The sequence below is a fragment of the Murinocardiopsis flavida genome (assembly GCF_003014485.1).
Classification (GTDB): domain Bacteria; phylum Actinomycetota; class Actinomycetes; order Streptosporangiales; family Streptosporangiaceae; genus Murinocardiopsis; species Murinocardiopsis flavida.
In genome coordinates, this window is sequence record NZ_PYGA01000028.1 from 1 (window position 1) to 17,356 (window position 17,356).

Sequence of the window (17,356 nt, forward strand, 5' to 3'; positions counted from 1 at the left end):
GCGGTCGGCGTGAATGTCGCAATCCACACCGATACCGGAGGCCCTCTTGTGTCGTGTCGGCTGGGTGGGTGTAACCAACCTCAGTGGTCAGTACAGCTAACCCCCGGCGGCAGAGTGCGGCACCCCCGCACCGAGCGGATTCCCCGGCGCCCGGGTTGACCGTGTCGGCAGCGGGCATCGGGCTGCGGGGCGCGGGCGGTCCTTTGGGGCGGCGCGGTGGTGGGCGCCGCCCCGCAGGGTGGGTGTCAGGCCGGGTTGACCTGGATCCGCTCGTTCGGGCAGGTGGCGGCGCGCTCGGTCAGCGCGGTCTTCTCCGGCGCGTCGGCCTTCAGCTTCCAGCGGTGCTTGACCGCCGTCCATTCCGCGATGTAGCGGCAGTGCGCGCTTTGCGACGGCGGCAGCCACTGGGCCGGGTCCTGGTCCGCCTTGGACTGGTTGTGGCGGTCGGTGACCGCGACCAGCGCGCGCGGGTCGTCGAGGTCGTTGGCGTAGCGTTCGCGCTGCTTCGGTGTCCACTCGGCCGCGCCGGAGTCCCACGCTTCGGCGAGCGGGACCATGTGGTCGATGTCCAGGTCGGACGTCTTGGTCTGGGGTTTCTCGTCGTAGTAGGAGACCCACTTCCCGCCCGTGAGCTTGCAGCGGGCTCCGACGGTGGGCGCGTCGACGGCCTCCTCGATGAGGACCTCGGCGCGGGTGGTGCAGCCGTCCTTGTCGGCGTCGGTCCAGTGCTTGAACGCGTCGCGCTTGTAGCCGGTGCGGTTCTCCGTGCCGTCGGGCAGGGACGCCACTGCCTCGCGCAGTGGGATCGACGCGGGTTCGGCCCAGGCGGTTCCCGGGGCGAGCAGCAGCGGTCCGGCGACGGCGCCGGCGGCGAGAACGGGCAGGAGACGCTTCACGCGTCCTCCATTCGAGATCGGGGATACGAACAGCGCCAGAGGGCATGTCCTACGCCCTGACCTGCGAAACCGCACCCCGTTGCGCGCGGGCGCGCGCACCGCGCGCAACGCCGCAAAGCGGGACGACGCGCCGAGCGGCGATCCTGGTTACGGTCGGACCGTGACCCCCGAATGGGCCGCGCCCCGATCCCCCGACCTGGCCGGGCCGTGCCCGCTTCCGTCCGCCGCGCTCCCCTTTGTCCGCTGATGCCGACGGTGTGCCGCTCCGCGAACGCGGCGAAGCACTACCGGGCGGCACGGAGGAACGCCGCGAAGCACTACCGGGCGGCGCGGAGGAAGGCGGCCAGGCGGTCCGCCGTCGCGTCCGGGGACTCCTCGGGGAGGTAGTGGTCGCAGGGCAGGGCCTCGCCCCGCACGTCGTCGGCGTACTCGCGCCACGCGGCGAGGACGTCGTGGCTGCGGCCCACGAAGCTGTGCGCGCCCCACAGCGCCAGCAGCGGTGCCGCGACCCTGCGGCCGGCCGCCGCGTCGGCGCCGTCGTGGACCAGGTCGATCCCTGCCGCGGCCCGGTAGTCCTCGCAGGACGCGTGGACGGCGGCGGGGTCGGAGAAGCAGCGCACGTACTCGTCCAGGGCCGCGGCGGAGAACGGGGTGCCTCCGTGGTGCCGCGCGCCCATGCGGGTGCGGATCCAGAATTCCGGGTCCGCCCCGATGAGGTGCTCGGGGATGCCGTTGCCGGCGGCGAGGAAGAACCAGTGGTAGTAGCCGCGGGCGAAGTCGGCGTCGGCGTGCGCGAAGGCGTAGCGGGTGGGGACGATGTCCAGGACCGCCAGCGCGCGCACCGCGTCCGGGTGGTCGAGCGCGAGGCGGTGCGCGACCCTGCCGCCGCGGTCGTGCCCTGCGACGGCGAAGCGCGGGAAGCCGAGTTCGCGCATCACCAGCAACTGGTCGCGCGCCATCGCCCGTTTGGAGTAGGGGGCGTGGTCGGCGTCGGAGGGCGGCTTGTCGCTGTCGCCGTAGCCGCGCAGGTCGGTGAGGACGACGGTGTGCTCGGCCGCGAGGAGGGGTGCCACGCGGTGCCAGATCAGGTGGGTCTGCGGGTACCCGTGCAGCAGGAGGACCGGCGGCCCCTCCCCCGCGACGCGCACGTTGATCCGCACGCCCTCGGCGTCGACGGTCCGGCGGGTGAATTCGGCGGGCAGCAGCTGCGTCATCGGCCCATTCCAGCAGCCGGCCGTGGACGGTGGAGGGCCGACCCGCGGCACGTGGACGGCCGACCCGCGGCACGTGGACGGCCGACCCGCGGCACGTGGACGGCCGACCCGCGGCACGCCTGCCGGGCGGTGGCCGGATCCGGTCGGCACGGCCCGGCCTTTCTATTCTAATAATCGTTAGAGTTCTAGAAAAAGAAAGGCGAACCCCCTATGAGCGACCACTCCGTCTGGATCTGCCCCACCTGCGGCGGCCACCACGCCGCAGCCGACGCACCACCCCCCGCCTGCGTCATCTGCGAGGACGAACGCCAGTGGGTGCCGCCCACCGGCCAGCGGTGGACCACCATGGCCGAGCTGGCGGCAGCGGGCTACCGCAGCGACGTGCGCGAGCTCGAACCCGGCCTCATCGGCATCGGCACGCAGCCCGACATCGGCGTGGGCCAGCGCGGCCTGCTGGTGCGCACCGCAGAGGGCAACCTGCTGTGGGATCCGCCCGCCTTCCTCGACGAGCAGGCGGTCCAGGCGGTCGAGGACGCCGGGGGGCTGCGCGCCATCAGCTCCAGCCACCCCCACATGTACGGCGCGATGGCCGACTGGGCGGCGGCGTTCGACGCCGAGATCCTGCTGCCCGAGGTCGACGTCCCCTGGCTCAACCGGCCGGTGCCGCGGCTGCGCACCTGGTCGGGGTCGCTCCCCGCCCTCCCCGGGGTGACCCTGGTGCAGTGCGGCGGGCACTTCCCCGGCAGCTCCGTCCTGCACTGGGCCGAGGGCGCCGAGGGCCGCGGCGCGCTGTTCACCGGCGACACCATGCTCGTGACCCCCGGCGCCGACCGGGTGACGTTCATGTGGAGCGCGCCCAACCGCCTGCCGCTGCCGGAGCGCGACGTGCGCGGCATCGTTGCGGCGGTGCGCCCCTATGCCTTCGACCGCATCTACAGCGGCTGGTGGCAGCCGGTGCTGCCCGCCGACGCGGCGCGGGTGGTGGAGTCCAGCGCCGAACGGTACATCCAGTTCCTGCGCGGTGAGGCGGTGCCGGGTGGAGTTCGCTGAGAAGCCCATCTACGCGCAGCTCGCGCGCATCGGAAAGGAGCTGTCCAGCCCCATCCGGCTGCGCCTGCTCGACCTGCTCGACGCGCGCGAGCGCACCGTCGAGCAGCTGGCGGCGGAGTCCGGCGTCCCCCTGAAGAACACCTCCGCCCAGCTCCAGCGGCTGCACGCCGCCCATCTGGTCACCGCGCGCAAGGAGGGCACCCGGGTCTACTACCGGCTGGCGGACGACCGGGTCGCGCAGTTCCTCGACGCGTTCCAGGGCTTCGCCGAGGAGCGGCTCGCTGACCTGCGCGACACCGTTGCCGCCCACCTCGGCGACCCGGCGGAGCTGCGCCCGGTGGCGGCGGCGGAACTCGCCGAGCGGCTGGCGGACCCGGGGGTGCTGGTCGTCGACGTCCGCTCGCCCGAGGAGTACGCCGCCGGGCACGTGCCCGGCGCGGTCTCGGTCCCCATGGCGGAGCTGCGCGCGGGGACGGCCGACCTGCCGTGGGACGTGCGGATCGTCGCCTACTGCCAGGGCCCCTACTGCGTGGTCTCCCCGCAGGCCGTGCGGATCCTGCGCGCGCGCGGCCACGACGCGCGCCCGCTCGACGGCGGGTTCACCCGCTGGACCCGGTCCCGCCACGCCACCGGGCCGGCGGGCCGCGCGTAAGGGGACGGCCCTGCGCCGCTCGGGGCGGGCGGTGGGGTTAAGGCGGGGTCACACGGTGGCGATGGCGGCGGCGACCAGGGCGGCGCGTTCGGGGAGGCTGTCCAGGACGGCCTGCTCGTGGTCGGCGTGGGCGCCCGCGCCAAGAGGCCCGAACCCGTCGAGGGTCGGTACGCCGCGGGCGCCGACGGCGTTGGTGTCGGCGGCGCCCGCGGCGGGGGCCGCGCCGATGTCCTGGCCGACGGCGCGGGCCGCCGCGCGGACCGCGCTCAGCAGCGCGTCGCCCTCGTCGCCCGGTGCCCAGGTGGCGCGCCGCGACAGGGTCTCGACCTCGACGGCGGCGCCCTCCCGCACCGCGCGCAGGGCGCGGATGCCGTCGAGGACGGCGGTCTCGGCGCCGGGGTCGGCGAAGCGCAGGCCGATGTCCGCCGCCGCGGCGTCGGGGACGACGTTGGTCTTGCCCGGGGCGTCGATCGCGCCGACGTTGCACAGGACGGAGTCGGCGTGGTCGGCGACGAGCGCGCGGACCGCGATGAGCTGGTCGACCAGCTCGTCGATCGCCGAGGCGCCCTTCTCCGGGTCGAGGGCGGCGTGGGCGGCGCGGCCGCGGACGCGCAGGCGCAGCCGGGTGCTGCCGCGGCGGCCGTGCTTCAGCGCGCCGTCGCCGTGCGGCGACTCGAAGCCGAGGGCGGCGGCGACCCCTTCGGCGCAGCGCGCGACGAGCCCCTGCGAGGTCGGCGAGCCGATCTCCTCGTCGGCGACGACGACGGCGCGCACCGGGCGGTGCCCGATGCCGGTCTCGCGCAGGAGGGCGAGCGCGGTCTCCAGGACGACGAGGCCGCCCTTCATGTCGAAGACGCCGGGGCCGAACGCGGTGGTCCTGCCGTCGGCGGACTCCTCGACGCGCCACCGAACGGGCCCGGCGAGGCGCAGTTTCGGCCAGACGGTGTCGTGGTGACCGACGCACAGCAGCGGCGCCGAGTCGGCGCGCTCGCCGCTGCCGGAGAACTCGGCGACGACGTGGTCGCCGGTCGGCGCGGGTTCGCGCCGCGCGGTCGCCCCGAGCGCGGTGTAGGCGTCGATGAGGAGGTCGGCGAACGCGTTGAGGGCGGGGGCGTCGCCGGTCGGCGTCTCCAGTTCGACGTAGCCGCGCAGCCGCTCCGCCATCGTGCCGGCGCGCGCGTGCGCCGCCGTTCGCAGGCGGTCTCCGGCGTGCTCCGGGAGGGTCGGGTCGGGCATGGTTGCGGTCCCCTTCGCTGTCGCTCGCTGCCAGTACGGCAATGATACGGAACGTATAATTGCACGCGGTGACGGCCGACGCCGATCCGACCTGGCCCTGTTACCAGCAGATTTCAAGATCATATTGCGTATTGACAGCGCATGATGGGTGTTGATACCCCTAGCTCTCGACAGTCTTACGTAGCGAATATCAGTGGCAGGCGGTCCGGGGACGCTCTCAGTCGCGTCCCCCGTCGACCGCCGCCCGTCCCACCCCGGAGCACCGTGACCCACATGCAGCCACTCGGCGAGATCGTCGTCAGCCCCATCGGCACCCCCGAAGACCTCCGGTCGGCGGACGCGCTGTACCGCCTGGTGTTCCGCTACGAGGACCCCGCGCACGGCGTGAACCCGCGGCTCATGCGGTCGCTCCTCGCCTACGGCGGGTCCGTCGTCGGCGCGAAGGGGCCGGACGGCGACCTCGTGGCCTTCGCGTTCGGGTTCCTCGGGACCGACGGCGGGCGGCCCTTCCACTACTCGCAGACCGCCGTGGTCCACCCCCGGCACCAGGGCCGCGGCCTGGGCCGGGCGCTGAAACTCGCCCAGCGCGACGTCGCGCTCGAATGGGGCACCACCACCATGCGCTGGTGCTTCGACCCCGCGCTGGCGCGCAACGCCCACTTCAACCTCGACGTCCTCGGCGCGGCCGGCCGCTGGTTCCACCGCGACTTCTTCGGGCCGGGCACCGACCGGATGTTCGTCGAGTGGGAGTTGAGCCGCACCCCCGGGCCGCGCGCCGCCGACAGCGAGCCGCCGGCCGCCGCCCGCCCCGCAGCGGCGTGGGCCGAACCGGTCGAGTCCGCCGACGGCGTCTGGCTCCCGCTGCCGGCCGACATCGGGGCGCTCGCCGCCGACGAGGCGCGCGAGGTCCGCGCCGGGCTGTCCGATGCGCTGGAGCGCCTCACCGCCGCGGGGCACGCCGCTGTCTCCTGCCGCCGCCTGTCCGAGCACACCAGCGCCTACCTGCTGCGCGCGGACGCCCCCGGCGGGGGCGGGCGATGAGCGGGGACGACCCCCGCTCCGACGCCGAGCGCGGGCACGCCGAGAACCGGCGGCTCGCCAGCCCCGGCGACCGCTTCGGCGCGCGGCTGCAACGCCGGTCCTCGGCGGCAGCCCTCCAGGCGCAGCTGGTCGAGCAGGAGACCCGCAACCTCGCCGAGGCGCTCGACCGGGTCGTCGCCGACGGCTCGGTGGCGCAGGCCGCCGCGACCGTCATCGCCGCGCGCCGCCGCTTCATCACCGGCTCCGGCAAGTCGTTCGCCTACGCCTCGCTGCTCGCCACGGACCTTTCGGCCGGCCTGTCGCAGGTGACCCTGGTCGACGGCGCGGTGGTGCGGCCCCTCGACATCCTCAGCGAGGTCCGCGAGACCGACGTCCTGGTGGCGGTGTCGCTGCGCCGCTACCGGCGCGAGACCGTCGTCATGGCCGACCGGTTCCGCGCGGCCGGCGGCACGGTCGTCGGGGTCACCGACGCCGACGGCGCGCCGCTCGCCGCGATCGCCGACGAGGTGATCGTCGTGCCCACCGACAGCGCGTCCTACGCCGACTCCCCCACCGCCGTCGCCGCCGTCCTCCACCTGCTCGCCACCCTGACCACGGCCAGCGCCAAAGGCGCCCGGCGCCGGCTCGCCGAACGCGACCGGCTCAGCCGCGAACTCGGCATCTACACCTAGAAGGGTGAGACCCCTGCGCATCACCGAAGCCTCACTGCATCTCGTCCGGCTGCCCCTGGTCCACCGGTTCCAGACCAGCTCGCACCGCAAGAGCCACCTCGACCACATCCTGGTCCGGCTGGTGGACGAGTCGGGCGCGGAGGGCTGGGGCGAGATCGCCTCGCCCTCGGACCCGTTCTACTCGCCCGAGACCGTGGAGAGCTGCTGGCACATCGCCGAGCGGTACCTGCTCCCCGCGGTCCTCGGCGCACAGTGGTCGCACCCGGGCGAACTGCCGCTGCTGTGGCGCAAGGTCCGCGGCAACCGGTTCGCCGCGGCGGGGGTCGACGCCGCCGGGTGGGTGCTGTGGGCGCAGCGCGAGGGGGTTCCGCTGGCCCGCGCGCTCGGCGGCGACCGCACCGAGGTCGTGGCCGGGGTGTCCCTCGGCATCGAGCCGACGATCGACGAGCTGCTCGCCCAGGTGCACCGCCAGGCCGACGCCGGGTACCCCCGGGTGAAGCTGAAGATCGCGCCGGGCTGGGACCTGGAGCCCGTGCGCGAGGTGCGCCGCGCGTTCCCCGACCTGTCGCTGCACGTCGACGCCAACGGCATCTACGGCGGCACCGCCGCCGAGATGGACACCCTGCGCGCGCTCGACGGCTTCGGCCTCGACATGATCGAGCAGCCGTTCGCACCGCGCGACCTGCTGTCCCACGCCGAACTCCAGCGCACCACCGAGACACCGGTGTGCCTGGACGAATCGGTCGACACCGTGGCCGACCTGCGCACCGCGCTCGCGCTCGGCGCCGTGGGCGTCCTCAACATCAAGGTCTCCCGCATGGGCGGGCTCACCCCCGCGATGGCAGCCCACGACCTGGCCCGCGAGAACGGGGTTCCGGTGTGGTGCGGCGGGATGCACGAGTTCGGGGTCGGGCGCGCCGTCAACGTCGCGCTGTCGAGCCTGCCCGGGTTCGTACTGCCCTCCGACGTCTCCGCCTCCGCCAAGTACTACGCCCAGGACATCGTCGCCCCGCCCGTCACCGCGGACAGCGGTGTCGTCCAGGTCCCCACCGCCCCCGGGCTGGGGCACCGCGTCGACACCGACTTCCTCGCGGCGAACCGCCTGCGGGAGACCACCCTTCGAGCAGATCAGGATCCCCAATGAGTGCTGCACCGCCGGACGGCTCCTCCCCGGAGCGGCCCGAACCGTCCGCCGCCGCGCAGGCGACCGCCGCGGACGGCACTGCCGGCACGGCTGACTCGACCGGCAAGGCAGAGGAGAGCTCCAACGCCTACGACGTCGACATGAGCCCGGGCCGGCGCCGCCTCGTGAACGCCATCGCCGCCGTGGGCGTCCTCGCCTCGGTCGGCGCCGGCTTCCTCGGCGGCGCGCCCACACTGTGGGGCCTGCTGCCCATCGTGCTGTACGCGGTGCTGTGCCTGCTCGGCATGGACATCGTGATCGCCACCATCGTCGCCCTCGTCTCCGGCCTGGCCGTGGCCCAGATGGCGCCGCTTGAGATCGGCGAGCTGCTCGGCGCGTCACTGGCGGACCAGGTCACCGTCATCGGCCTGGTCATCGTCCTGGGCGCGGGGGTCGGCGAGGTCCTGAAGGTCACCGGGGCCGCGGGCACCATCGTGCGCGGCGTCATGCGGGTCGTCGGCGACCGCAACCGCACCGCTGTCACCTTCGGGATGATGCTGGCCTGCCTGGTCCTCGTGGCGAGCCTCGGCACCCTCGCGGGCGCGCTCGCCATCGCCGCTCCGATCCTGCTGCCCATCGCGGCCCGGCTGGAGTTCACCCGGTCGGCGACCGCGTCGGTGATGTTCATCGGCGGCTGCGCCGGGCTCGCCGTCGCGCCGTTCGCCGGGTCCAACGTCGCGATCATGGACGCGGCCGAGGTCAACTACCTGCACTACCTGGGCTACGGCGCCGGGCCGATCGCCGTCCTGTCGCTGGTCGCGGGCCTGGTCGTGGTGCCGTGGATGCAGCGGCGCACCGCGGGCACCGGCGACTACTACTCGGCAGCCGAGGTCGGCGCCGGCGACGACGCCCCGGTCAAGAACGCCGGGCGCAGCACGGCCGTGTTCCTGGTGCTGCTGCTGTGCAGCGTCGTGTACGCGACCATCACCAACGCGGGGACGAACTTCCCGCTGCTCGCCCTGCCGCTGCTGGGCTTCGCCACCGGGTTCGCCGGCGGGCTGGACGCCAAGGCGATCGCCGGGCTGATCTACCGCGGCGGCGCCCGGCTCATCAGCATCCTGCTGCTGTTCTGGCTGCTGGCCGCGCTGTTCATCCTCATCGACAAGCTCGCTCCGTTCCAGGTCATCCTGGACACCTACGGCGCCAGCCTGGCGCACAGCTCCCCGTTCGTGTTCAGCATCGCGATCGCGATGCTCGGCTGGGTGGGCGTGCCGGGGGCGACCGCCGCACAGGTGGTCCTGCTCGACAAGGTGTTCGGCGACCTCGGCGCGAGCATCGGGGTGGGCGCGAGCTCCTGGGTCGTGGTGCTGCTCTTCGCGTCCAAGGCCGACACCTACGGGCCGTTCCCCAACGGCAACATGGTCGGCGCCATGGGGCTCGCGCGCTCGTCGAACCTCAAGAACATGATGATCACCGGGTGGGCGCTGCTGATCCCCGCGTGCGTCATGTACGCGCTGATCCTGTACTTCACCACCTGAGCGGCGCACGATCGGGCGCGCGACCGCGCCGGGGCACACAACGGGAAGGGCGGGGGCACCCGTGGCAGAGTACGAGTACGTGATCAGCGGAGGTCTGCTGGTCGACGGCACGGGTGCGCCCGGGGTCGAGGGCGACCTCGCCGTGGACGCGGGGCGGATCGCGGCCATCGGCGGCACCGGAACGCTGCGCGGCCGCGACACCGTCGACGCTACGGGCCGGATCGTCGCGCCCGGCTTCATCGACCTGCACTCCCACGCCGACTTCAGCGCGGAGGGCTGGCCCGAGGCCACCACCCAACTCCATCAGGGGGTGACGACCCTGGTCACCGGGAACTGCGGCTGGTCGCCGTTCCCGGTCGGCTCGCTGGAGGGGCTGCGCGCCGCGACGGCGTTCCTGCACCCGGAGATCTCGTGGCGGTGGACCGGCGCCGGGGACTTCGCCGACGTGGTCGACGGCGCGGCGCCGGCGATCAACCTCGCCCTCCAGGTGGGCCACTCGTCGCTGCGCCTGGCGGCCATGGGCGACGCCGACCGCGCGCCGACCCCGGCCGAGTTGGACGCGATGCTGGCGCTGCTGCGCCGGTGCGCCGCCGACGGTGTGTTCGGGTTCTCCACCGGGCTCATCTACGCGCCCGGCGCGTTCGCCGCCGCCGCGGAGGTCCGCGCCCTGGTCGCCGAGGCCGCGGCGGCGGACCTGCTGTACTCCACGCACATGCGCAACGAGTCGAGCGCGCTCATCGACGCCGTCGTGGAGGCGATCGCGGCGGCCGAGGACACCGGGGCGCGGCTGGAGGTCTCCCACCTCAAGGCGATGGGCCCGGAGAACCACGGCGCGGTCGTCCGCGCGCTGGAGCTCATCGACGCCGCGCGGGAGCGGGGTGTGGACGTCACCGCCGACGTCTACCCCTACACGGCGTCGAGCACGACCCTGACCTCCCGCCTCGCGACGTGGGCGATGGACGGCGGGACGGACGGGCTGCTGCGGCGGCTCGCCGACCCCGGGGAGCGCGAGCGCGTCGCCGACGCGCTGCGGGCCCGGTTCGGGCGCGACGTCGACCCCGAGGGGGTGGTGCTGGCGGCGCTGCCCGACGGCCCGTACTCCGCCGATGTCGGCAGCAGCATCGCCGACATCGGGCGCAGGGACGGCGTCGACCCCGCCGAGGCGGCGCTGCGGGTGCTCGCCGCGCACCAGGGCGCGGTGTCGATCGTCAACCACGCCATGAGCGAGGCCGACGTCACCGCCGCACTGCGGCACCCGCAGGTGTCGGTGGCCAGCGACGGCTGGGTCATGCGCCCCACCGGCGAGGGGCGGCCGCACCCGCGCAGCTTCGGCACGTTCACGCGCGTGCTCGGGCACTACGTCCGCGACAGCGGTGTGCTCGACTGGCCCGAGGCGGTCCGCAAGATGACCGCCCTTCCAGCGGCGCGGCTCGGCCTCACCGACCGCGGGCGGCTGGCGCCCGGGCTGGTGGCCGACATCGCGGTGTTCGACCCAGCCACCGTCGCCGAGCACTCGACCTTCGCCGACCCGTGGCGGCTCTCGACCGGGTTCGACACGGTGCTCGTCGCCGGCCGCCCCGTCCTCGCCGACGGCGTCCCCACCGGCGAGCGCCCCGGCGCGGTCCTGCGCAAGTCCCGGAACCGGTAGCGGCCGCCCGTTCCATTCGTGGGCACGCGCGACGCGGCATTGTTCGCCCCATTCGCATTTGGTACAATCTTCAACATCTGCCTTTGGCAATGACCCTCCCGCGTGTCTTGAGTGCGCACCGGAAGGCGGATAGCGAAGCCGACACATTCCCGCACGTCGAATCTTCTTTCAAGAGCGTTCGATCATGAGAATCGAATGGGATCCTGTGCGAACAGGGTCGATTGTTCAGTGCGTCGCCAGCGGCGGCCCGGATCCAAACGATTGGAAAGAGACGCGCCGGATATCCCCCCTGCGCGGCCGCGATCATGCGAAAAACCAAGAATCTCACCCCCACTCTTGCAGCCACCGGCGCATTGGTACTTCTCGCCCTCACCGGATGCTCTTCTCTCGGTCAGGGCGACGTCTACGACTTCACTCGGTTCGAAGGCGAGCTGCCTTCCGAAAAGATCACCATCGGGTTCTCCGAAGAGCTCCTGGAACTCGCCAAAGCAGACGGGGTGAACCCGCTCATTACCTCCGTGACGGTGACCGGCCGTGAGCTCGAAGGGAGCATGTGCGCGGCGGACGTCGAGTTCACCTACGCCGACGGCGGTCTCGACCGACTGGCGGACGCCAGTGATGACAAGAATTCCAATAACGAGGGCAAGTCACCACAGGAGATCGTCGCCGGGCGAACCGTCCAGGGACCAGGCGACGGCTTGACGGAGGACAAATTCGACGAGTCCAAACCCGAGGAGGGCACCTACATCTCGGAAGACTTCACCACCGCCGTTCTCGTCGCCCCCTGCGCCGAGTCTCCGACCGACGAGGACAGGAACCTCAAGCTCAAATTTCCCGATGAGGAAACCTATCCCGGATACCCGGTGCACTTCGCCGAGGCATCCATAACATTCCTGAACGACGGGACGATCGGCCTCATCCAGGACGAGAGCGAAGTCAAGGAGTACCAGCCGGACAGCAACGACCAGTGGATCAGCGACTGAATTTCCCGTCGCTGCCGACACGACCCCCGAAGGGATTACCTCGGGGGTTCTCTTCTTCCGCGCGACTCCCTCTTCCGGCATATCCGGGCACCGGCCGCCCATTTCCCTGGCCCTCAGTTCCCTGCCGCGCGCGGACATCACACGGACAGGGCCCGCGCAGCCGCCGCGAACCCGCCCGCACCGACGACCGGCCGCAGCCGGATAGCGGACGGCCGGCGGCGGGGGCCGATGGGCCCGCGGTGGACCGCGCTCCCGGCCGCCGTCCCGACCGCGGTCCCACCGGCGATCCGCGGCGGCCACATGACGCCCTGATCGGCCCGGATTCCGGCGGGCGGCGGCGCACGGGCCGCGGCGCCGGTGCGCGACCCACCGCATGCGATCAGACACTATGGGTACTGGCAGATCTACTGTCGGTGATCGTCGTTGCGGTGCGGAGCCTTGGAGGCGCGGTGAAGGTGGGAGTGGTGGGGGTCGGCGCAGTCGGGGCCGTGGTGGCGGCCGTGACCATGCGCCGCGGGCTGGCCAGTGAGATCGTCCTCGTCGACGCCGACGAGCAGCGCGCGAGCGGGACGGCCCTCGACCTGGGCTACGCCGCTCCGCTGGGACCCGCCGTCGACATCCGCGCCGGGTCGGTCCAGGACCTCGCGGGCGCCCGGCTGGTGATCGTGACCGCCGGGGAGAACGAGCAGGCCGGCGGCACCACCGACCGCTCCGACCCGAAAGGGCGGCTGCGCCTGCTCGACCGCAACGCCGCCGTCTACCGCGACCTGATCCCGGAGATCGCCCGCTGGGTGCCCGACGCGACCGTCATGGTGGTCACCGACCCCCCTGACCCGCTGGCGGAACTGGCGCGCTCGCTCCTGGGCCACGAGCGGGTGTTCTCCACCGGCACGGTCATCGACGCCCTGCGCTTCCGGTCGCATCTCGCGCGCTCCTTCGGTGTCGCCCCCAACGACGTCCACGCCCAGGTGGTGGGCGAGCACGGCACCACCGAGGTCTTCCTGTGGTCCTCGGCGACCATCGCGGGGATCCCCGTGTCCTTCCTCGCCGAGCAGGAAGGGCACGACCCCGCACGGTTCCGGTCCGGCATCGAGCAGGCCGTGCGCTTCGCCAACATCGACATCATCGAGGGGATCGGCGCCAGCCGGTACGGCATCGGCGCGGCGGTGGGCGCCCTTGCCCAGAGCGTCACCCGCGACGAATGCCGGGTGTTCCCGGTCTCCGCGCACTCCACGGCGTGGGGCACCACGCTGTCCCTTCCCTCGGTGGTGGGCGCCCGCGGCGTCCTCCGGTCCTTTGAACCGCCCATGGACGACACCGAGCGCGCGGCGATGGCGGCCGGTGCGCGGGCGCTGCGCGACGCCGCGTCGACCGTCCTGGCCTGAATGCCGACCGCGCGACCGTTCCGGCGGCGGGGGCCGATGGGCCCGCGGTGGACCGCGGTGCTGCTCGCGCTGCTCACCGCCTGCGCCGGCGGGGTCGACCTCCTCTCCGTCGTGGTCCTGGGCGGGGTGTTCAGCGGGGTCATCACCGGCGACCTCATCCACGTCGGACACGGCCTCGGGACAGCGGCCTGGGGAGCCGCGGGCACGGCAGCCGCCGCCATCGGCGGATTCGGCGCCGGTGTCGCGGTATGGACCCGGATCGTGACCCCACCCCTGACCGCGCCCGCGAACACGGGCGCGGATACCGGCGCGCGCACGAGCGCAAGTGCAGGTGCAGGTCCGGGCGCGGGCACAGGTGCAGGTGCAGGCGCGGATGCGAGTACGGACGCGAGCGGGGGTGAGAACACGGCCGTGACCAGGGACGGGCAGCCGACCGCGCGGCACGTCACCGGCGCGCTGATCGCCGAGGTCGCCCTCCTTGCAGCGTTCACCGTCGGGTGGGCCCTGGTCGCGGGGCGGCCCGGAAGTACGCCCGCCCAGATCGCGCTGCTGGTGACCGCCGCTGTGGCGATGGGCGGGCAGAGCGCGCTGGCACGCGTGCTCGGCGGCTCGACCACGTACCTCACCGGGACCTTCACGGCGGCGATCGCGACCCTCGCCACCGGCGGCCCGGCCGCAGCCGTCCTGAACCCGCTGGTGCGCCCGGCGTCGCTGCTGCTGGGAGCGGTCGCCGCCACCCTGGTGCTCACCGCCGCACCGTGGGCCGCAGCCCTGGTACCCATGGCATGCGTTACGGCAGCCCTCCTATGGCGCTGCGCCCGCCCCCGCCAAGAAGGCGGCGATTGAGCAGGGCCACGGTCGCGTGGCCAGCCTCCGCAAACGAAGGAAGCACCAACGGCAGGCGGAGAGCCGAGCCCCGGCGGGGCCGAACCGCATTCTCGGTGGCGAACAGCACCACCAGCGGGGGCGAGGGGCCGGGGCCCGGTTACTTCGGACCGGATTCTGGGTTCGGTCCGCTCGCTTAGCGGCCTTGCCGCAGTGCCGCGTACGGGCGGTCAGTGGTCCTTACCTTGGTGATCGGTTCGGTCCAGCCGTTCGTAGGGTTGGACCGTCCGAGGTTGTAGGTGTTCTGAGCGGCGTAGACGGCCCATTGGGTGCCCAGGTGGGGATCGGGCCGGGTGGCGACGTCCGCCGATCAGGTTCCCGGAGCCGGCGGTGTGGCGCCCCGCGGGTCGGTCAATGTGCGCATCGCCTCGACCAGTGTCGTATACACCGGGTCAGGTTCTGTGCTCTCCCAGTCCCCGTCGCTCTCATCCCAGTTCTCATCGGGATCGCCGGGCTTGGCCGGTGCGAACAGCCACCACAGGTTGTGCCACGGGTCTCGGAACCGCGCGATTTCGTAGCCGCCGTAGAAGGGGGACACGTCCGTGATGACGGTCGCTCCCCGCTCGCTTGCCCGGGTGAGCACGGCAATGGGGTCGGAAACGTACACCTGCGTGAATGCGGGGGTGAACGGCCAGTCCGCCTTCCTGTCCGCGACCATCAGGAGAGAGTTCCCGATCTTGACCTCTGCGTGGATCAGGGAGCCGTCACCTGCGACATAGTCGGGGGTCCGCGCCTCCGGGTCTTCGACGGCGTCGAAGACGTACTGGAGGAACTCGATGAGATCGGCCGCGTGGTCCGTGATCACGAAGCCGTTGACGATGTTCTGTCCTTCAGGTTCTGGCGCCTGGATGTCGTTCATGTAGGCACCGTAGGACGCCTTGTGGTCAACCGATGTCCGCAATCACGGGTCCGATACGGCATCTCTTTCACCCCATTTGGCGATGCTTTCCTCATCGGAAACCGAAACGACGATCGCGGATATGGGCCGTGGCCGAAGTGCCGACCCGTTCGCCCCCGGCGCCTACCGGGTGCGCGGTCCCGTTACCGCCGCGCGGGGGCCTTGGCGGTCTTGCGCGGTGGCGGCGGGGTCTGTCAGGATCCCGCCATGTTCGAAAGCAAAGGCGGCTTCGCCTCCGCCCGTTGAACGGGCGCAACGGGCCTTCAGACCCGATCATCGATCTCCTGGCGCTGCGCAGGGCGGTGCAGGCCCGCGATGAATGGCTCGACCATGGGCTTTCCACCGCACCCGCCGACCGCGCCACCGCCGAACACGCCATCTCCGGCCTGTACCGGCTGCTGAACCGCGAACCTCCCCGCTTCACGTGGGTCGACTCACCGGGGGCCATGCTCGCCCCCGATCCGCCCGTCGCACCGGTCGTCCCCGGCCCATGGCTGCGCGACGCCCTCGCCCTCGACCCGGATCCCGACACCGCTCCACCGGTCGCGGCGCAGCTCGCGACACTCGTGTCGTCGCTGCGCAGGACCCTCGACCGCCGAATCGACCAGCGGTTCAAGCTCTGGGCATCCCGGTTCTCGGCCCGCGACTCCGCTGCCGCACGGCTCCAACCGCCGGAGGCCGCCCTCCGCGACGGCGTCAACGGAGTCCTGCTCCTGAAGACCACCGTCGACGAGTCCCTGCACGGGTCCCTGCACGACGCCGTCCGGGCCCCGCTCCGACGCGCCTTCGCCCAGCAGGGCGGCGGGCCCAGCGACCTCGCCTGGTTCGGGCAGCACGACGCCCACTGGGTCGCCCGCTACGACGTCGTCGACCGCCTCGGCCTGCTCCCGATCTCCGGTGCGGAGCGCTACCAGCTGGACCTGTGGTGCGCGCTGGCGCGCTCGTGCGGGTGGTGGTGGCCCGGCGAGGACGTGTGCGTGATCTCCGAGCGGCCCACCGCTCTGCACTACGAGCCGGTGCCCAACGACGCCCACGGCGGCGTCCGGCTGCACCGCGACCACGGCCCGGCGGTCGTGTTCGCCGACGGCTGGTGCGTCCACGCCCTGCACGGCACGCACGTGCCGGCGTGGGTCGTCAGCGTGCCGACCGTCGAGCGGATCACCGCCGAGCGCAACGTCGAGGTGCGCCGCACGGCGATCGAACGGATCGGGTGGGACGCCTACATCGACCGGGCCGGGCTGCGCCTCGCCGCGGAAGCCCCCGACCCCGGCAACCCGGGGTTCTCCCTCCGCCTGTACGACTCGCCGTCCGAGGAGTGGGGGACGCCGACGCGGGTGCTGCTCGCCGTCAACGGATCGGTGGAGCGCGACGGGCGCCGCCGCAAGTACGGGCTGACCGTCCCCGCCTCCTTCGACGACCCGGTCGCCGCCGCGGGCTGGTCCTACGGCCTGACCGGGACGCTCTACGCGCGGCTCGCCCGCCGCACGTGACCGCCCGACGTCCCTTTCCCATGCGCGCCGCGACGGACCGCGACGGACCGCGGCGCGCGCCCTTGACCACCCGCCCCACGAGCAACCCGAGGTGATCGCCATGCCGCATAACCTGACCCTTGCCGACCTCACCGAACGTTCCGGCCTCGACGTCCTGGACCACTTGGAGCGCGCGGTGACCGTCCCCGTCATCGACGGGCTCCAGGCGCAGGGCGACCTGATCGTCGTCCCCTACGCGCTGCTCGACGCCGTCCAGACCGCGCCCGGGGCCCGCTGGCGGCCCGTGCCCGTCTCGGGGGTGGAACTGCTCCGCAGCGCGTCGGGCGGCAACCCGCACTCCCTTGTCGCCGACCCGGGCGGCTGCCGGTGGACGACCGACGTCCGCGACCCCTCGGGGCTCGCATTGGGAGTGCTGGACGCCACGGGCACCGCCTACCTGATCCACCCCGAGCACGGCGGTACCGGCATCGCGCCCGGGACCTACGTGATCCGCCGCCAGCGCGAAGGCGCCGCCGAGTCCCGGAGGCGGCGCCTGATCGCCGACTGACAGTGAGGATGTACGTGAGCGTTCCCCCATGCCGCGCGCGTGGGGGAACGGGGCCGCGGTGTGCCGACCCGCCAGGTCGAAACGGGTGCTTATGGCACC

At 72.9% G+C, this 17,356-nt stretch carries 16 protein-coding genes; 12 read left to right on the plus strand and 4 right to left on the minus strand.

Going from position 1 to position 17,356, the window contains the following annotated elements:
- Positions 1-245: 245 nt before the first annotated feature.
- Positions 246-896 carry an HNH endonuclease family protein gene (locus CLV63_RS28280; protein WP_106586300.1) on the minus strand — a complete coding sequence of 217 codons (651 nt, stop codon included), beginning with the start codon at positions 894-896 and terminating at the stop codon, positions 246-248.
- Positions 897-1,213: 317 nt separating this feature from the next.
- Positions 1,214-2,110, minus strand: a complete 897-nt coding sequence (locus tag CLV63_RS28285; RefSeq protein WP_106586301.1) for an alpha/beta fold hydrolase — start codon at positions 2,108-2,110, stop codon at positions 1,214-1,216.
- 210 nt (positions 2,111-2,320) lie between these two features.
- Between CLV63_RS28285 and CLV63_RS34785 the strand changes: the two genes are divergently transcribed.
- Positions 2,321-3,160: a hypothetical protein gene (locus CLV63_RS34785; RefSeq protein WP_106586302.1), complete on the plus strand. Its 840-nt coding sequence runs from the start codon at positions 2,321-2,323 to the stop codon at positions 3,158-3,160.
- Positions 3,147-3,812, plus strand: a complete 666-nt coding sequence (locus tag CLV63_RS28295) for an ArsR/SmtB family transcription factor (RefSeq protein ID WP_170134358.1) — start codon at positions 3,147-3,149, stop codon at positions 3,810-3,812. Before CLV63_RS34785 ends, CLV63_RS28295 begins: the two co-directional genes overlap by 14 nt.
- A gap of 48 nt (positions 3,813-3,860) precedes the next feature.
- On the opposite strand, the gene CLV63_RS28300 is transcribed toward CLV63_RS28295, so the two are convergent.
- Positions 3,861-5,048: a M20/M25/M40 family metallo-hydrolase gene (locus CLV63_RS28300; protein ID WP_211301515.1), complete on the minus strand. Its 1,188-nt coding sequence runs from the start codon at positions 5,046-5,048 to the stop codon at positions 3,861-3,863.
- A 273-nt stretch (positions 5,049-5,321) separates the two neighbouring features.
- Between CLV63_RS28300 and CLV63_RS28305 the strand changes: the two genes are divergently transcribed.
- From CLV63_RS28305 to CLV63_RS28340, 8 genes are all read left to right on the plus strand, one after another.
- Entirely contained in the window at positions 5,322-6,089 is a 768-nt protein-coding gene (locus CLV63_RS28305) for a GNAT family N-acetyltransferase (RefSeq protein WP_106586304.1), read from the plus strand.
- On the plus strand, positions 6,086-6,760 hold the full coding sequence (locus CLV63_RS28310; RefSeq protein WP_106586305.1) for a MurR/RpiR family transcriptional regulator: 675 nt from the start codon (positions 6,086-6,088) through the stop codon (positions 6,758-6,760). The genes CLV63_RS28305 and CLV63_RS28310 overlap by 4 nt, the downstream gene beginning before the upstream one ends.
- A 4-nt stretch (positions 6,761-6,764) precedes the next feature.
- Entirely contained in the window at positions 6,765-7,904 is a 1,140-nt protein-coding gene (menC, locus tag CLV63_RS28315; RefSeq protein WP_211301516.1) for an o-succinylbenzoate synthase, read from the plus strand.
- Positions 7,901-9,421, plus strand: a complete 1,521-nt coding sequence (locus CLV63_RS28320; protein ID WP_211301517.1) for a Na+/H+ antiporter NhaC family protein — start codon at positions 7,901-7,903, stop codon at positions 9,419-9,421. Before menC ends, CLV63_RS28320 begins: the two co-directional genes overlap by 4 nt.
- Positions 9,422-9,482: 61 nt before the next feature.
- A complete protein-coding gene (locus CLV63_RS28325) occupies positions 9,483-11,069 on the plus strand; it encodes an N-acyl-D-amino-acid deacylase family protein (protein WP_106586306.1) in 1,587 nt (528 codons plus the stop codon).
- A 305-nt stretch (positions 11,070-11,374) separates the two neighbouring features.
- The gene (locus CLV63_RS28330; protein ID WP_146165681.1) at positions 11,375-12,052 is read left to right on the plus strand and encodes a hypothetical protein; all 678 of its coding nucleotides are present in this window, start codon (positions 11,375-11,377) and stop codon (positions 12,050-12,052) included.
- Between the two features lie 461 nt (positions 12,053-12,513).
- On the plus strand, positions 12,514-13,437 hold the full coding sequence (locus tag CLV63_RS28335) for a lactate/malate family dehydrogenase (RefSeq protein WP_281260775.1): 924 nt from the start codon (positions 12,514-12,516) through the stop codon (positions 13,435-13,437).
- Positions 13,438-14,283 (plus strand): DUF1275 family protein, encoded by an 846-nt coding sequence (locus CLV63_RS28340; RefSeq protein ID WP_106586309.1) that lies wholly within the window; start codon positions 13,438-13,440, stop codon positions 14,281-14,283.
- 349 nt (positions 14,284-14,632) lie between these two features.
- Here CLV63_RS28340 and CLV63_RS28345 read toward each other — a convergent pair whose 3' ends face one another.
- A complete protein-coding gene (locus tag CLV63_RS28345) occupies positions 14,633-15,181 on the minus strand; it encodes a VOC family protein (RefSeq protein ID WP_106586310.1) in 549 nt (182 codons plus the stop codon).
- A gap of 281 nt (positions 15,182-15,462) precedes the next feature.
- Between CLV63_RS28345 and CLV63_RS28350 the strand changes: the two genes are divergently transcribed.
- Positions 15,463-16,710, plus strand: coding sequence for a DUF6745 domain-containing protein (locus tag CLV63_RS28350; RefSeq protein ID WP_211301518.1), 1,248 nt, complete (start codon positions 15,463-15,465; stop codon positions 16,708-16,710).
- A 100-nt stretch (positions 16,711-16,810) separates the two neighbouring features.
- The gene (locus CLV63_RS28355) at positions 16,811-17,257 is read left to right on the plus strand and encodes a hypothetical protein (RefSeq protein ID WP_106586369.1); all 447 of its coding nucleotides are present in this window, start codon (positions 16,811-16,813) and stop codon (positions 17,255-17,257) included.
- The last annotated feature ends 99 nt before the right edge of the window (positions 17,258-17,356 follow it).

What these genes read in the sequence shown, in the direction of transcription:
- CLV63_RS28285 (WP_106586301.1), bottom strand. Translation starts at nt 2,110, where the DNA reads ATGACGCAGCTGCTGCCCGCCGAATTCACCCGCCGGACCGTCGACGCC.
- CLV63_RS34785 (WP_106586302.1), top strand. Translation starts at nt 2,321, where the DNA reads ATGAGCGACCACTCCGTCTGGATCTGCCCCACCTGCGGCGGCCACCAC.
- CLV63_RS28300 (WP_211301515.1), bottom strand. Translation starts at nt 5,048, where the DNA reads ATGCCCGACCCGACCCTCCCGGAGCACGCCGGAGACCGCCTGCGAACG.
- CLV63_RS28305 (WP_106586304.1), top strand. Translation starts at nt 5,322, where the DNA reads ATGCAGCCACTCGGCGAGATCGTCGTCAGCCCCATCGGCACCCCCGAA.
- CLV63_RS28310 (WP_106586305.1), top strand. Translation starts at nt 6,086, where the DNA reads ATGAGCGGGGACGACCCCCGCTCCGACGCCGAGCGCGGGCACGCCGAG.
- CLV63_RS28320 (WP_211301517.1), top strand. Translation starts at nt 7,901, where the DNA reads ATGAGTGCTGCACCGCCGGACGGCTCCTCCCCGGAGCGGCCCGAACCG.
- CLV63_RS28330 (WP_146165681.1), top strand. Translation starts at nt 11,375, where the DNA reads ATGCGAAAAACCAAGAATCTCACCCCCACTCTTGCAGCCACCGGCGCA.
- CLV63_RS28340 (WP_106586309.1), top strand. Translation starts at nt 13,438, where the DNA reads ATGCCGACCGCGCGACCGTTCCGGCGGCGGGGGCCGATGGGCCCGCGG.
- CLV63_RS28345 (WP_106586310.1), bottom strand. Translation starts at nt 15,181, where the DNA reads ATGAACGACATCCAGGCGCCAGAACCTGAAGGACAGAACATCGTCAAC.
- CLV63_RS28355 (WP_106586369.1), top strand. Translation starts at nt 16,811, where the DNA reads ATGCCGCATAACCTGACCCTTGCCGACCTCACCGAACGTTCCGGCCTC.